This is a genomic window from Paenibacillus sp. 453mf, from assembly GCF_900116105.1.
GTDB lineage: Bacteria > Bacillota > Bacilli > Paenibacillales > Paenibacillaceae > Paenibacillus > Paenibacillus provencensis.
Window position 1 is genome coordinate 1,821,865 of the sequence record NZ_FPAC01000001.1, and the last position, 16,441, is coordinate 1,838,305.

Consider the following 16,441-nt stretch of genomic DNA (forward strand, 5'->3'; position numbering starts at 1 on the left):
GGATTCGAAGGTTCACATGACGATATCGACCAGCGAGAGCTGTAATCATCTACCGTTTCGTCAAGCAAACCCTCCTAACGGAGGGTTTATTTTATATCTCTGGACCATTGAACAGACGGTTAACTTATAGGCGATTTTTTATAAATCATCGAGATTTGATTTGCTATATGTTCCGAGCTAAAGTGAATTCCTTCTCTGATCCACCACATTATGACCCCGATAATTGAAGATGTCAGAATCTCGATTGATACTAGATGATCTGGCAAACCCCTCGTGATTTGCGCTTTATTTCTTCTCGTTTCGATCAAATGTTTGAAGAGATTGAATAGTCTGGATTCATAGTTTTTGTGCTCAAACAATACAGCGAACAGCTTCCTATTCTCATATATATAGTCCAAAAATCGTGTTAGGTCCTCTTCGTTATCCAGTATTTCCGACTGTACAAGAGGCTCTAATTTTATCGACAGCTCGTCGAACATTTCATTCGTAACCTTCGTCATCAGATCGTTAATATCTACATAGTGAAGATAAAATGTTGCCCTATTTAGTTCAGCGCGATCAGCAACCTTCTGTACTGTGACCTGTGAGATCGATGGTTCCTCTACCAGAAGAGAAAGAGCGGCCTGTTTAAACATATTTTTGGAACGAATTGCTCGTGGATCTTCCTTTTTTCTTATAGACATTTCTTTCTCCTTTGTCGATTAAATCCTTGTTTGTATGCAGTTTGCCTACTCCTTGTTGTATACACGACGCATTGAAACAAATTGCAAATTGGCAGTTTATTTTCATTATGATACCATCTATTTTATTGATACGGTGTTGACAAAGCAATGCTTGGAAGGAGTACCTTAATGGAACAAGAGAAGCCCAATGTAAAAAAAGGAATACTATTATTTATTTTAATTTTAGGTTGTTTTTTATCAACCTTGAATCAAACCCTGCTCAATGTAGCACTTAATGATCTGATGAATGTGTTCAAAGTGTCGGCTTCAACCATACAATGGCTAGCAACTGGCTTTATGCTGGTCAACGGAGTATTAATTCCCGCCACAGCTTATCTCATGAAGCGTTTCACCACTAGACAATTATTTGTCAGCTCCATGCTGCTGTTGTTGATCGGCAGTGTAATTTGTGCATTATCACCTAATTTCAGTATTTTACTTACAGGAAGAATGATTCAAGCCGCAGGTACAGGGATTATTACTCCCCTTATGATGAGCGTCATCCTTATCGTCTTCCCTATTGAAAAAAGAGGCAGCGTCATGGGCTTGATCGGCTTTGCTATTATATTTGCACCTGCAATCGCCCCTACTCTGGCTGGTTTCATTATTGAATATGTATCTTGGAGATGGCTCTTTATTGGGCTGGTGCCTTTTGCGGCAATTGTCATTTTGCTATCATTAAAATACTTGGCTAACGTTTCTCAAACCGTCAAAGCCAAGCTTGATGTTGTGAGTGTTGTATTGTCTACAATCGGCTTCGGCTTTATATTATATGGATTTAGCACCGCTGGCAGCAAGGGCTGGGATTCCCTCAGTGTGATCCTGTCTTTGATCATCGGACTCTTAATTACATCTCTATTTTGTGCCCGGCAAATTAAATCCAAAGATCCTCTATTGAACCTGGATGTATTTAAGAATAAGATGTTTACGTTCACTTCCGTCATAAACATTCTCATTACGATGCTTATTTATGCGGATTTGATCCTGCTGCCTATGTACCTCCAAAGCGGTAAGGGCTTTACCGCCTTTGAAGCTGGACTATTATTACTACCTGGTGCAGTGATTAATGCTCTTTTATCTCCAGTTACAGGCAAGCTGTATGACCGATTCGGAGCAAAACCTCTGTTTATAACAGGCCTGCTCTTCATCATCCCATCCATGTGGGCCGTGACTGACTTATCCAGTGATACTTCTTATATGTATTTAATGATCCGTACGATTTGTCTGCGCATTGGCCTTAGCTTTATTACGATGCCGCTGAACACTGCTGGTTTGAATGCATTGCCAAGACATTTGGGCACGCATGGCTCCGCAGTTAACAATACGGTTCGGCAAATTGCAGGAGCGATCGGAACAGCTGTTGTAATCACGATCTATACCGCTCAAGCAGCCCGTCATTCTATTGAAGTTCAAAGCCAAAATCCAACGGCTTCCTCCGAGTTCATCGCGACCCTTTCTTCCATATTAGGCTCAAGTGACGCATACTACTTTATGATGGTTATAGGGATAATTGCACTTGTGCTGACGCTATTCATGCCTGGCAAAAGGACGCAGAAACAGGCTGCTGAACAAGCCTTAGAGAAGAAAGAGTCCGTCCAATCCAAATAGTGATTTCTTTCAGAGTTAAAATTAAAGAAGAAGACAGCCGAATCTTGATGCTCGGCTGTCTTCTTCATTTATGAATACCTCAAGGCTTTGATAATTACTAGCCTATACATCTTTCCCTGTCCATAATTTAATACGCTCTTTCAGCCATTCTGTGTATTGCTGCTCCATCTCAACCGCGCCTGCTTTATCAATCTCCGCCAGCATGCTGTCATAGATTTGATCAAATTGATCCGGGCTTGAAACGATTGCTTCTGGAATCCGTTTGCGAATAATGTCTTGGGTTTTCTGGAAAATAACGTTGTAATTCGTATCCGATGGAACCGGCATATTGTATGCAGCTCCCCACTCCTTAACAGGGAAATCCTCTTCAGTCGGGAATAAGCCTTTCCAAGTCTCTACGCCATAAGCTGCAAGTGTTTCCTTCTCGACCTCGTTATAGTTCTTGATAATTTCTTCTGGGAAGTTGGTAGTATAATAATTCCCCGTTGAATCTTTTACTCCATCACCATAACGCGCACTGAAGATGTTGTACAGACCGATTCCGGATTCCTTCGTAAAGTTTGCATTGTCATTGTTCTTCTTCTCCTGAACCTCTGCTGGGATCTTACGAACGCCGTCTTCTACAACATAGTGTTCACCTTCAATCCCCCATTGACGAAGTACCTGCCCTTCGTCAGAGGCAAGCCAGTCTAGGAATTTAATTGCACGAACAGGATCTTCACAGCTCGTTGTGATCCCGATCCCGTATGCATCCAGGCCGATGCTTTGGAAGTCGGCGCGTTTATATGTCTCATCCAGAGATACAGGATAGTGTCCGTAAGTCTGCTCATACTTTCCGGCAGATTTCAAAGCATTCTCTGCGTCGCTGTATCCCCAATCTTGGTCAAGCAAACCAAGTACACGTCCACTTGCTATCTTAGCCTTGTATTGATCATCCTTTTGAATGAAGCTCTCTTTATCGAGCAAGCCTTCATTGTATATTTTGTTCAGCCAGCGGAAAAACTCTTTCTCCTCTGGACGCTTGTAATGTAACATCGCTTCGTACGTTTCAGGATTAATGTAGTATTCGCCATCATCCGGAGCGCCTGTTACACCAAAAGCTGGATTTGTAACCGTTATCATAATTCTCCATCCATCAGCACTAAGTGAGATCGGAATGGTTGGCTGACCATCGGCTGTTGTTGGATGCTTCTCATAGTACTCCCGAATTGCATTCTCAAAATCTTCTAGGGTTTTGATCTCTGGATAACCCAGCTCCTTAACCACTTGATGCTGTATTGAGAATCCGCCTCCTGCATCAAACAATGTCTGTCCAACACCCGTATTTGTTGGCAGCCAGTATATCGATTGATCTTCATTGCTGTATTTAAGACGATTCATCTGATCTCCATAAACCTTCTTCAAATTAGGTGCATGCTCTTCAATAAGATCCGTAAGATCAATCATCGCACCTGCATCAACCAATTTGGACAAATTCCCTTTCGGATAAATGAGATCAGGATAATCACCGCTTGCTGCCATCAGAGGGATCTTCTCATCTCCGCCCCCGCTGGATACATCATATTCGGCATTGATCGTTACACCGGTCTCTTCAATGATCTTCTGACCTATAGCATCCTGCATCTTATTCCAGTTCGGACTTGCATCCGCTCCGAAAAACGTAAATGTGATCGGTTCTGTTGAATTCGATTCCGATGAAGTCCCTTCATTTCCGGTACTTGCTCCATCATTCGTATTTCCACAGGCAGCAGTAAACAACATTGTGCTTGCAAGTAGAAGCATGGCAACCGTTTTTGGCGCTTTGTGTTTCATTTGCTGTAATCCCCCTTAGATAGCTTTTTATATGTATAACAGGTATCCCTGTATATACCGAATTGAACAGCGAGGAAACAAATCATCATCAAAACCTTAATATAAAGCGCTTTAGGAACAGAATAAACTGGATGAATAGAGAATTAGTTGATCTGAAGTGCAGTTTACTTGAAATAATGAGGAAATGTATTGGGAAATAAATTGAGGTAACGTTTTCGAATATAAAATGTAAGTGCTTTCATTGCATTCAGTGTATGAAATATCATTGAATAAGTCAATCCTATTTTTTTATTTTTTGCATTGAAATTTACATATCCTGCATTACGAAGAGTCAGTTGATAGATGACTCCGTGATCATCACAATTCCAGCTTATCAGACACTTTAGAGTGAATAAAAAAGGTATGCTTCCAGGATTCTGGCAGCATACCTTTCTATAAACTACATTTATTAATTAATGCATAGGGCCTTGCTCACTCTGTTGTCCAGTTACCTGAACCCGTTTAATGAAGAAAGAAATGACTAGACCGATGACGGCCAGGATTAATGCGAATACAAAGGCATTTTGTACACCGGTTGTAAATCCAGCGAGTTGATTCTCCGGACTTTCCGGATTGGTCACTCCACTCAAGAAACGCGCCTGACCTGCACTGAGAATACTTACCGCAACAGCTGTACCAATCGCACCAGACACTTGCTGCAGAGTATTCATAATTGCCGTTCCATGCGGATAATACTCCGGCGGAAGCTGGTTCAGACCATTCGTCTGAGCAGGCATCATGACCATAGAAATACCGATCATCATGAATAAATGGAGTGTAATAATCAAGGCCAGTGGAGTCGCAGGTTCAATTCCAGTATACATAAACAGAACTGCAGCCACTACAACTAATCCAACACGAACGAGCCATTTAGGACCAAATTTATCAAACAGACGCCCCATTACTGGTGACAAGAATCCATTCAGCAGGCTGCCCGGCAATAACACTAATCCGGCTGTCAGAGCTGTAACCGCAAGACCTTTCTGCAAATACATCGGCAATATTAGCATGGACGATAACATCATCATCATACAGAAGAAGATAAGAATGAGCCCAATTGTAAACATTGGATACTTGAATGCGCGCAGATCCAGCATCGGCTGCTTCATTCTGAGCTGGCGGATGCTGAAGATGAGCAAAGACAATACGCCGACTAACAGCGTACTTATAACAATGGGGCTGCTCCAACCACTGCCTGTTTCTCCGTGTCCACCCGCACTACTAAACCCGTATACGATACCTCCAAAACCAAGTGTGGATAGGATGATAGATGGTACATCAATTTTCGGTTTCGTTAATTTCGAGATGTTCGGCAGGAACATTAAGCCGCACACAAGCGAAATGATAAAGAATGGCAATGATATCAAGAAGATCCAATGCCAGGTCAGGTTAGCCAGAATCAATCCTGAAATACTTGGACCGATCGCCGGCGCAAACATAATGACCAGCCCGATCAATCCCATCGCAGAACCCCGCTTCTCGATCGGGAAAATAATCAATATCGTGTTAAACATCAACGGCAGCAATAGTGCTGTACCCGCAGCCTGAAGCACCCTTGCAATTAATAGCATTTCAAAGGTTGGTGCAAACGCAGCTACCAAAGTACCTGCAATCGAAAAAATCAGTGAAGTTGTAAACAATTGTCTTGTAGTAAACCATTGCAACAGCAATCCAGACACGGGTACTAGAATACCCAATACAAGCAAATAACCAGTAGTCAGCCACTGAATTGTTGTAGGCCCTACTTGTAGCAGATCCATCAATGGAGTCATTGCTACATTAAGTGCTGTCTCTCCAAATAGACCGATAAATCCACTAAGCAGCATGGCGAACAAAATGGGCAGCACCTTATATTGTTTTTGTTCTTGCCCCTCTTGCACAGTATCAGCTTTCATGGTAACCTCCACGGTTCCATCCTCCTCTTAATCCTTAATATATTTTCTCTCTCTACAAGCTAGGGAAGCCTACTTCGCATTCTTTGCGAGAACCGACAAATAATTTGCAGCCGTCAGCATCGGCTGTTTGTCCTGATTGGTCAGGCTGATAATCAATGCTCCCTCCAGCAAGGAAATGACCAATAACCCCGTTTCTCGTGCTTTCTCCTCACTTATGCCATCCTTAATGAGATTCCTGGCAATCACTTGCTGCCAATCTGCAAATACTCCTTGACAAGCTTCTCTCAGCTGATGACTAATGCAAGAGGTCTCAACGGCTGCCCAGAAGCTGAATGGCAAAAAACCGGTGAATCCAGCTGCTTCAGTCTCATCAGCAAGCTTATGAACGAATAATTGTATGACATCCCCCGTATTGTCATTAGCCGCAAAGCACGCTTCGAATTTCTGCAATATATCCTCATTAGCTTTTTGAATACATTCGTGTGCAAGCTCTTCCTTACCATGCGGGAAATAATGATACAACGAGCCTTTGGGTGTATTACTTTCCTTAATGATCTGATTTAGACCGGTCGCATGATATCCCTGTGAAAAAAACAGTCTGGCTGCTGTATTAACGATGCATTCTTTAGCGTTAGACTTCTCACTCAAGCAGAGTCACATCCTTATGCATTATAACGATTGGTCTATATAATTAAAACCATATCGCTGCATACTGTCAAGCATTATTTTGAGAAATCAGCTTCACATCGTCACAGTCAGAAAAAAATGAATTATTTAATCGCCATGCACCATCATACAAAGCCTATATGTACCTAATACATGATCATAATTAAATCCGTGTTAAATCTATAGTTCAATATAAAATTTTGAGAATTTCGTAGCCTGCTAATGCTTGATTGACCTCCTATTGCGCTTACTGTAATATATAGTAAATATTATGAAAATTATGGCGAGGAGAGGAATAAATGAGTGTACATTTTCCTTACGATGAGCCTCTGGATCTGGACTCTATAGTCAATTTGATTCAATCAAACTATACAATTGAGAACTGGGAAGAGGTTCTATCCTTATCTGATCAGCTTATGCAGCTAGCCAAAGAAGTTCATCAAGAGCTTATCGAGACAGACTCCACGTCACATGTTTATAAAGACCATATCATTTATTACTTTGGATACAGTCATCTTATGAATGGTCTCTCCTATCAGAAGCTGGGTGATTTCACCAAATCAAGAGAGTACATCTCCTTCTATGCCAACCTGGATTGGCTTGATGATTCCACAGAAACGGGCAAATATCTGATCGAACACTTCAAATTCTTCTCTACTGCTAATGAATTACAGCTCGATATTCTGGATGGCAAGCAGGACAGGCTGCCTGAATATGTACAATTCTTAGACGCTAACCCCGATCAAGTACTTCAAGGCTTAATCAATATCCTTCGTTCTGCTAATCAATTTAACTATGACGTCGATTCCATCATTACTCACCTATCAAATTTCGTAGAAGGCTACACGCATTACAACGATAAAGTAAGAGCAGCACATTACTTGTCCTACCAATATCAGCTCGCCCTATACCGTAATATGAAACAGGAACAATCAACCGCAATCGATATTACCCTTCATATTCTGGATGCAGCTGATGAAATGAGGAATGACAAGTATTTCAAAAAAGCAATCTCCTTGTTTGAAATTCTTAGAAAATTTGGTACTGTTTCTCAACTCAAAACGTGTTATGATATACTCAATAAAATTCTTATGAGAGGAGATCTCCCAAATGAAAAAAGGTATTCTAGCCGCTCTGACAGTGTTGGGTCTGTTCATCTTCGTAACTTATCCTGATTTTGTACCCAATTCAATGCAGCTTCTTGACCACGGTTCTGAATTTAGACCTAAATAATCAACAATTCCCTTGCTAACTATGACCTACATATGAATTGGCTATTCACAACACATGGTTCATGTGTTGTGAATAGCCTTTTTTCATTAACATATCAAGATTTAATGTTATTCTCTTCTCTTGCTATAAATAAAAAAGATCACTTGGGATTATTTTCTCACTTCCCAAGTGATCACGTTATTCTAGGGTCTCAGCAAAATTCCGCTTATTTTCCTGGAGTAAATTTAATCTTTAGCGCTTCTGCCATTAACACAGGCAAATCGGTATTCTCATGAAGTCCGGTAAATAGATCCGCACCCGGGCCATATGCATACAACGGTATGTCTACACCCGTATGGTTCAGACTTGACCAGCCAACATTTGCTCGTGCAGAGACAATTTCATTAATCGTAATTGACGGCTGTTCGGAAGACTTAATTAACTGAGCCTCATCATCTGTAAGATCAATTGCAGTGTATTCCTTCACAACCTCTTTTATATTACTGCGAGTGGAATCAAGCTTGGTTACCATATAATCACCGGTAGCCGTTACATTTCGAATCACCTCTAGATCTACATCTCCTTGACCGCTTCCGCCAACGGACATACCTCCTGTGTCATGATCCCCTGCTACAACGACCAACGTATTCTTGTCCTTCTTAGCAAATTCCAGTACAGATTCCAGAGCCTTCTCAAATGCTTCCGAATCCTTCATTGCCCAGGCTGCATCATGATCGTGACCTGCCCAGTCAATTTGGCTTCCTTCGACCATAAGGAAGAACCCATCTTTATCCTTGTTGAGTACCTTCAATGCCGTTTCTGTCATTTCTTTCAGGCTAGGCTGATTCGTCGTTTCACGGTCCAGTTCAGGCGCCAGTCCATCTTCCGCAAATAATCCAATCAGCTTGTTCGATCTTTCAGCACGCTTCAAGTCAGCTTTGCTCGAGATGTACTGATAACCATCCTCTTTTGCTTCATTGATAAGAGAGTCGGGGAAATATTTTTTCCCACCACCCATAATGACATCTACATCATTATCGATAAGCTGTGGAGCAATAGCCGCTTCATCCGCACGGCTGGCTACATGAGAGGCGAATACAGCCGGTGTTGCATGCGTAATGGTAGAAGTTGCAACTAAACCTGAGGACTTGCCTTTTTCCTCCATCGCTTCAAGAATGGTTTTGAGCTCTTTGCCATCAGGTGAAGTGCTGATCATACCGTTGTTTGTTTTAACACCAGTTGCAAAAGCGGTGCCCGCTGCAGCTGAATCCGTAATCTCTGAATTTGCAGAGTATGTACGATGCATCCCAACTAATATAGAATCCAGTGCTGTTTCTTCTCCTTTATACCAACGGTAATTCGTGACATATGAAGCGGAGAAGCCATCTGGAACCATAAAGATGACATTTTCGACTTGTCTATTATTATTTTGATTCCCCTTTGCATCTAAGATGGGCAAGTGACTTCCAGCGGTTATTGTTCCAAGAGCGATTGCAGAAACAGCTGTAATCGTTATAGCCTTTTTTCTAAATGTGTTCATTATTATTCCTCCTTTAATTTTCAATTCTAATAGAGTATAAAACACAAATATTAACCGTATATTTTTTTATCGTTTACTCAATGTAATATTATGATTTCGATACGGAAATCATAGTTATCCAAGTCAGAATGCAGAATATGAAATGGGCAGGCGACGTTCCTGCTGAACTCCATGTCAGACTAAACTTCATTTCTTGCAATTTACAGGTACGGTGAAGAGTCTCCAGCATATACTCGGACATAGTGTGAACACTTATGTCTGGAAGAATACACAAGGTGTACGCACTTACGTTAAATCCAGCTGGATTCCTATAACAGGGGTACAATATATAGATCGTTATGAAGCTGCATAGCTCGCATCTGAAAACCCTGATTATGCAGGAAAAAATCTCTATGATACGTTAGCCGCTGGCAAAACGGAAGAGTATGGTTTGTATGTGCAGCTGATGAATCCTGCTGACAAAGCGGTGCTGCCTTTTGACCCCCTTGACGACACGAAGGTAGGGAATGAACGGCAGTATCCTGTGATACCTGTCAGCAGGATGGTATTAATCCGGAATCCAGATAATTAAATTGGATAAACTTTATTCTCCTATCAGGTGGTTCTATTCTTCGTGTTTTTCGAAGATTTCGGCAAAGATATGCCTGTAAATCCATAGAATACAGTGATTAAGGGACACAGCAAGCAGAACAGAGCAAATGGCGCATATTCAACTACGGAAACACCCAGCACAGAAGTAATAAATACACCACACACACTCCATGGAACAAGGGGATTTACTACCGTTCCCGCATCCTCTAGCACACGTGATAGATGCTTTGGTTCAAGTCCTGCCTTTCTGTAGTAATCTTTAAATGCATTGCCGGTTAATAAGACCGACAAGTACTGCTCTCCAATAATAAAATTGACAGCTATGGCCATTCCAGCGGTAGAGCAAATAAGAATGGAAACACGGTTTAAGAAGCGTTGGACCATAGACAGCAAGGCAGGGATGATTCCAAGTCTAAACAGCAAGCCTCCCATACTTAACGCAAGCAGTATAACAGATACACTGAACATCATGCTCTCTATTCCGCCTCTGGACAGCATTGTATCTACATCCTCCACTCCACTAGCCGATTGGTAACCCGAATATAGCAGATCCAGCATACTCTTAATATCAATCCCATTCCCAGTCCATATAGAGATGACCAGCGCCGATAGCGTACCTGCAAACAAGGCAGCGATAACTGGCACCTTCATAAAGGCAAGAACTGCTAGGATCACAAACGGCAAGAATGAGTATCCATTAACAAGATTCAATTGCATCAGCGTATCTTTTACCAATTCAATTTGGTCTATACTGGTACTCGTATGTTGTGGAGAGAGCACTAAGAATACGATGAATGATATCGTAAATGCAGGAATTGTGGTCCAGGCCATATTTTTAATATGATCAAATAAATCTGCACCCGCTACTGTAGCAGCAAGGTTAGTCGTATCGGACAGTGGCGACATCTTATCTCCAAAGAATGCACCTGAGACAATGGCTCCTGCGGTAATTACCGGTGACATATCCAGTGCAGTACTCGCACCTATGAATCCAACGCCTAGAGTGGCTGCTGTCGTTAGAGAACTGCCAAGACTAATACCAATGATGGCGGTCACAAGGAACACGATTGCATAGAAGAACTTTCCCGATACCAGCTCGACAGATAAATAAACAAAAGTTGGAATGGTCCCGCTCGCCATCCAGCTGCTGATCAGCATGCCAATGAAGAAGAAGATCATCACTGCACCGATTCCCGATTTAGCTCCCTCTGCCATCGCTCCTTCCAGCTCTTTGAAGCTAACCTTCTTTATAGCACCATATATTAGCAGAAGTGCTATTCCGGACATAACTGCGATATGCGGAACCACCTCAACTCCAATAATCAGGTATCCCAGCAATCCCATTAACAGAGCAGTGATGACCATTGCTTCTGCTGAATGAATCTTTAATACCTTATTTTCCTGATCCATATTTACCTCCATATCATAGTCGTCATTTCGATTTGAACTATTTCAATCATTCCCTGTAAGACATCAACAAAAAAAGTCCCTTCGCTTTAGTAACGAAAGGACTCATCAGGCTCCGCTTTTATGGTGCGGGATAATTTAAGATTCCTACTCTCTGTAAGCTCTGCTGTTACCGTCTGGGTGCGAAATATTTCTATTTATTTACGACAATTTTTATTATCAACTTTTCTACTAAAATGCTAAAATGCTTTTAAGCGTTAAATCATGTATGCAGACATCACTTTACACTACTTCGTTCTTTCTGTCAAAGAATACGAGACCATTAAATTAATATCATACAAGTCATACATATATCTGGGGGTTCTATGAGAGAAATAAAGGTTTATCATTACGATGCATTCAGCAATATTCCTGGTATGGGAAATCCAGCCGGGGTGGTACTGGACAGCGATGAGCTAACAGAGGAACAAATGAGGCAGGTGGCTGAGAAGGTAGGCTTTAATGAAACTGCGTTTCCGATGAAATCGGACTTAGCTGATTTGAGGATTCGTTATTTTACACCTGGACATGAAATCAATCTATGTGGTCATGCAACAATGGCAACCATCTATGCGCTTCATTCAAAAGGTCTGCTATTGGCTCTATTCAAGAGCTGGCGAATTCAATTGGAATTGACATTAGTGATATCGATACTGAAACACCTATAGTATATGGCAGCACGGGGACATGGACTTTATTAGTTCCGGTAAGAAACCTTGATGCTTTCAGACGGATGAAGCCTGAGAACACTCTTTTTCCTAACATATTAAAGGAGATGCCTCGTGCTTCTATCCATCCTTTTTGCTTACAGACTTATGATGAAGCTGCACATATCCACGCCAGGCATTTCTCCTCACCGTATTCAGGTACGATCGAGGATCCGGTAACGGGTACGGCTTCTGGCGTGTTGGGAGCTTACTATGCAAAATATATAAATAAAGAATTGACTTCAACGTTCGAGCTTCTCATAGAACAGGGGCAGGAAATCGGAAAGGATGGCCGAGTACAGGTAAAAGTGATCGCAGGTGACACGATCGAAATCACGGGAAATGCTGTTTACGTCAATAAATTCCATGTGTTAATCTAAGCCAGCGGCTGATTCTATCCAGCGCTACCTCCAGCTGTACGAACGAAGATGCATACGAGCACCGAATGAAGCCCTCTCCACCATTACCAAACACATGACCAGGCACTACGGCTACCTTCCCCTCGCGGAGGAGCCTTCCTGCAAACTCCTGAGAACTCATTTCTGTCACCGTAATGTCTGGAAAGGCATAAAATGCACCCTTCGGTTGTCGGCATGACAGACCCAGTTCACTTAAACTCTGAATGAACATTTTTCGTCGCTCATTGTAAGCCTGCTTCATCTCTTCCTTTTCTTCATGTCCGTTCTTAAGACATTCAATTGCCGCAATTTGCCCCATGATAGGTGCACACAGGATGGTATATTGGTGAATCTTGACCATTTCCTGCAAGAGCTGCTTAGGTCCACATAAATAACCTATTCTCCATCCCGTCATAGCGAATGCTTTGGAGAAGCCGCTGACCACAAGCGTCCGATCTCGCATGCCAGGAAGCGATGCAATACTGTCATGCTGACCATCATAAGTGAGCTCCGCATACATTTCGTCCGTAATAACGATGAGATTATGCTGTATTGCCAGACGGACTATCGGCAGCCAGTCTTCTTTTTTCATCACTGCACCTGTCGGATTACTAGGATAATTGACGATCACGGCTTTAGTTCTTGAAGTAATGGCCTGCTGTAGTAATTCTTCGGTCAGCTTAAAGTCGTGCTCGTCGGACAGCTCCAGCTCAATCGGAACTCCGCCGTTTAACCGTACAAGCGGAGAGTATGCTACGTAACCTGGCACAGGTATGACGACCTCATCACCTGGTGTTAAGAGTGCACGAAGAGCCAAATCTATTGCTTCACTACCACCGACGGTTACGAGTATCTCACCAACAGGGTCGTAGCTCATCTTAAAATATTTATTCAAATATCCAGCAATTTCTTCCCGCAGCTCCATGAGTCCTTCATTAGGTGTATACATGGTTCGCCCATCGTTCAGCGCCTTTACACATGCTTCTATTGCTCGCTTAGGTGTAACGAAATCGGGTTCTCCTACGCCTAGAGAGATCACCTCCGGATCAGCTTCGGCTGCGTTAAAAAATTGGCGAATTCCGGACGGCGGCATTGTCTGTACTACAGGTGACAGGAAGCTGTTCTTAAGATACATAACGATTCTTCTCCCTATTGCACAGATTCTCTTTGCTTCTTTCCTCTAAGGAGGCTGTAATTATTCTATCCAGCAGTCCTTCGTACTCTATCCCATCTGCTCTGGCGCTCTGCGGAAACAGACTCGTTTGAGTCATTCCCGGAAGCGTATTTACTTCTAATACATAGACCACACCGTCCTTGAGCATCAGGTCTATCCTTGCATACACACTGCACTTCAGGGACGAATAGCACTTTAAGGCAGCTTCATTCACCTGGTTTTGGAGCTCATCCGTCAGTTGAACGACCTGCTCTTCCGCTTCCCCTGCCTCATATTTGGACACATAGTCAAAAAACTCAGCTTTGGGTTTAATGGATAGGATTGGCAGAAGCTTACCGTCTAATATAGAGCAAGTTAGCTCCTCTCCCTCTATATAACGTTCAATCATAACTTGACGGTCCCATTTCAGTGCTCTACATACCCCTTGCTCAAGAAACTCTGCAGACCGAACAAGTTGAGTTCCTATGCTGGAGCCGCCGCTGTTCGGCTTGACGATGACTGGAAATTCGATCGCTTCGGTGTCTACAGTCGACAGCTCTTCCAAGCTGCTAACGTTGATCCAGTCTGGTGTGTAGACACCTGCTTGCCGAAGCAGCCTCTTGCTCATGTCTTTATCCATACAAATGCTGCTGGATAGCACACCACTTCCTATATATGGAATACCCAAAGTTTCCAGCGTGGCCTGTACGGTTCCATCCTCACCGAAGGTTCCATGAAGAGCGAGCAGAGCGAAGTCGATCCCATTTGTCTTAGTAATCAGATCACGCTTATCCTTAATATCAATGGGAATTGGACTGTATTTGGATTTATTGAGATGAACCATCATTTGCTTGCCTGTTTGTAATGAGACTTCTCTCTCGGAGGATACTCCGCCCATAATGATGCCAACTTTCACAACACTACCTCCTTAAAATAATGCTGCGCTCTGATCAGAGCAGCTTCTCCGCACAATGACCAATCATTTGAATTCCCTTCCGAATATCCGCTTCTGATACTCGTGAGAAACCAAGCCGAAGCGTATTCCGACCACGGCCGTCCGTGTAAAAAATATCACCCGGTGTAAACAAAACCCCCTGTTCTGAACACAACTTCAGCAGCTTCCTTGTATCCAAGCCGGATGCAAATTCAATAAATACATGAAGGCCTCCATCACTTGACAACTGATGCGCAGGGAGCCAATCTTTACAACCTTTGACGACCAGCTCATATTTTCGTTTGTATTCCGACTTCGCCCGCTTTAGATATTTCTCAAAATTGCCATTATAAAGATATTGATATAGCAAGGATTGATCGAGTGTAGACGTATGAATGCTTCGTGCACGCTTTACGCTCTCCAGATAATGAATCAATGCTTTATCGGCCAGCACCCAGCCGACACGCAAGCCGGGAAATAATATCTTAGAGAAGCTCCCTATATAGATCACATTGTTATTTCCACTTCCCGCACTCACGACAAGCGGTGCTATATGCGATCCCGAATAACGCAATTCTTCATTAAATCCGTCCTCGATGATGGGAACCTGATACTCATTAAACAGACGTAAAGCTTCTCTTCTTTTTTGATGGGACATCACTATTCCAGTGGGATTATGATAAGAGGGTATGAGATAAGCCAAATCATAAGCATGAGATGCGAGCTCATGGGAAAGGTCCTTCAGACGGATACCATCCCTCTCCATAGGAACTCCTGTAATCTTGTAACCATGCATTTTAAATGCTTTGATGGCCGTATGATGAGTCGGATTCTCGCACAAAATCCGGCCGCTCCCTTGCTTGAAGCTAGACAGTACCAGGCTGAGCCCCTCCGTAAAGCCACTCGTCACGAGCAGGTCCTTACCGGTTAGGTCTACGCCTTTATTCTCCATATAACTCAGCAGATATTCGATCAGCGGTTGATAGCCTTTGGCGTATCCATAATTTAGAAGCACCTCTCCCTCTAATGACATTCGGTCCATAAAAGCCCTCTTTACATTTTGCAGATCAAACAACTCTTCATCTGGAGCAATACTGGTAAAAGAAATGGCTTGTTTCTGTCCACGAATGCCATGCTTCATTAAATCATGTTCTTCGGCAAGCCTAGCATAGTCATTTAATTTCGTACTCCAATCAATCATAACGCCGTGTGACTGAAATACAGAATCCGAAGGTGCGGCAGAATCAATAACGAAATGACCCTGACCTTTAACGGTATAAATATATCCATCCGCTTCAAGCTCTGAGTAAGCGTTTATTACGGTATTACGGCTAACGTGGAGAAGTACGCATAGTTCACGGGTTGAAGGCAGCTTTTGATCTCCTTGAAGTGCTCCTGTCGTTATAAGCCGTCTCATATAATCTTTGACCTGTATATAGGCCGGTCGGTCATTCGCTAGTATAAAATCCGAATACATTCTCAGCAGCCCCCTCGCCATCATCATCGCATATAATCATTTAGACCACTAGATCCACGAAGTCACGCTTTCAAGGCAGAAGTGGTTCCCCAGATCAGGTTAACAAAAAAATACCTTCCATCGATTTCGTTCCGTCCTCAGGAGTTACCTAACATACGTATTTACTACTCCAGCACATAGTGCTAGCTTTGATATCAGAAGCATAGTTGGAATAGAGGTGAGTTATGCATTTAAATGAGTT

Annotated in this window: 11 protein-coding genes and 2 pseudogenes; 4 read left to right on the forward strand and 9 right to left on the reverse strand. The window is 42.6% G+C overall.

Going from position 1 to position 16,441, the window contains the following annotated elements; genetic code table 11:
- Positions 1–119 precede the first annotated feature (119 nt).
- Positions 120–683, reverse strand: a complete 564-nt coding sequence (locus BM415_RS08705; protein WP_091156879.1) for a TetR/AcrR family transcriptional regulator — start codon at positions 681–683, stop codon at positions 120–122.
- Positions 684–851: 168 nt separating this feature from the next.
- Between BM415_RS08705 and BM415_RS08710 the strand changes: the two genes are divergently transcribed.
- Positions 852–2,330: a DHA2 family efflux MFS transporter permease subunit gene (locus tag BM415_RS08710; RefSeq protein WP_091156880.1), complete on the forward strand. Its 1,479-nt coding sequence runs from the start codon at positions 852–854 to the stop codon at positions 2,328–2,330.
- A 102-nt stretch (positions 2,331–2,432) separates the two neighbouring features.
- On the opposite strand, the gene BM415_RS08715 is transcribed toward BM415_RS08710, so the two are convergent.
- The 3 genes from BM415_RS08715 to BM415_RS08725 all read right to left on the reverse strand — a co-directional run bounded on the left by BM415_RS08715 (position 2,433) and on the right by BM415_RS08725 (position 6,724).
- On the reverse strand, positions 2,433–4,142 hold the full coding sequence (locus tag BM415_RS08715; RefSeq protein WP_091156883.1) for an ABC transporter substrate-binding protein: 1,710 nt from the start codon (positions 4,140–4,142) through the stop codon (positions 2,433–2,435).
- A gap of 452 nt (positions 4,143–4,594) precedes the next feature.
- Positions 4,595–6,076: an MDR family MFS transporter gene (locus tag BM415_RS08720; protein ID WP_091159146.1), complete on the reverse strand. Its 1,482-nt coding sequence runs from the start codon at positions 6,074–6,076 to the stop codon at positions 4,595–4,597.
- A gap of 69 nt (positions 6,077–6,145) precedes the next feature.
- Positions 6,146–6,724, reverse strand: a complete 579-nt coding sequence (locus tag BM415_RS08725) for a TetR/AcrR family transcriptional regulator (protein WP_091156884.1) — start codon at positions 6,722–6,724, stop codon at positions 6,146–6,148.
- A 317-nt stretch (positions 6,725–7,041) separates the two neighbouring features.
- On the opposite strand from BM415_RS08725, the gene BM415_RS08730 reads away from it, so the two are divergent.
- On the forward strand, positions 7,042–7,917 hold the full coding sequence (locus BM415_RS08730; protein WP_091156886.1) for a hypothetical protein: 876 nt from the start codon (positions 7,042–7,044) through the stop codon (positions 7,915–7,917).
- A 263-nt stretch (positions 7,918–8,180) separates the two neighbouring features.
- Here the strand turns inward: BM415_RS08730 and BM415_RS08735 are convergent, their stop codons facing one another.
- Positions 8,181–9,494: an alkaline phosphatase gene (locus BM415_RS08735; RefSeq protein WP_091156888.1), complete on the reverse strand. Its 1,314-nt coding sequence runs from the start codon at positions 9,492–9,494 to the stop codon at positions 8,181–8,183.
- A 205-nt stretch (positions 9,495–9,699) separates the two neighbouring features.
- Here BM415_RS08735 and BM415_RS08740 point away from each other — a divergent pair.
- Positions 9,700–10,062, forward strand: a pseudogene (locus tag BM415_RS08740) (catalase); the annotation flags it as partial.
- 26 nt (positions 10,063–10,088) lie between these two features.
- On the opposite strand, the gene nhaC reads toward BM415_RS08740, so the two are convergent.
- The gene (gene nhaC, locus BM415_RS08745) at positions 10,089–11,495 is read right to left on the reverse strand and encodes a Na+/H+ antiporter NhaC (protein ID WP_091156890.1); all 1,407 of its coding nucleotides are present in this window, start codon (positions 11,493–11,495) and stop codon (positions 10,089–10,091) included.
- Between the two features lie 362 nt (positions 11,496–11,857).
- Between nhaC and BM415_RS08750 the strand changes: the two are divergent.
- Positions 11,858–12,618 (forward strand): annotated as a pseudogene (locus BM415_RS08750) (PhzF family phenazine biosynthesis protein).
- On the opposite strand, the gene BM415_RS08755 reads toward BM415_RS08750, so the two are convergent.
- Genes BM415_RS08755 through BM415_RS08765 form a run of 3 tightly spaced genes read right to left on the reverse strand, consistent with a single transcriptional unit; the run spans position 12,593 to position 16,200 of the window.
- Positions 12,593–13,771: an aminotransferase class I/II-fold pyridoxal phosphate-dependent enzyme gene (locus BM415_RS08755; protein ID WP_091156892.1), complete on the reverse strand. Its 1,179-nt coding sequence runs from the start codon at positions 13,769–13,771 to the stop codon at positions 12,593–12,595. The pseudogene BM415_RS08750 and the gene BM415_RS08755 overlap by 26 nt on opposite strands.
- Positions 13,761–14,705, reverse strand: a complete 945-nt coding sequence (locus tag BM415_RS08760; RefSeq protein ID WP_091156894.1) for a D-alanine--D-alanine ligase — start codon at positions 14,703–14,705, stop codon at positions 13,761–13,763. The genes BM415_RS08755 and BM415_RS08760 overlap by 11 nt, the downstream gene beginning before the upstream one ends.
- A gap of 34 nt (positions 14,706–14,739) precedes the next feature.
- Entirely contained in the window at positions 14,740–16,200 is a 1,461-nt protein-coding gene (locus BM415_RS08765) for a MocR-like pyridoxine biosynthesis transcription factor PdxR (RefSeq protein ID WP_091156896.1), read from the reverse strand.
- Positions 16,201–16,441: the final 241 nt, after the last annotated feature.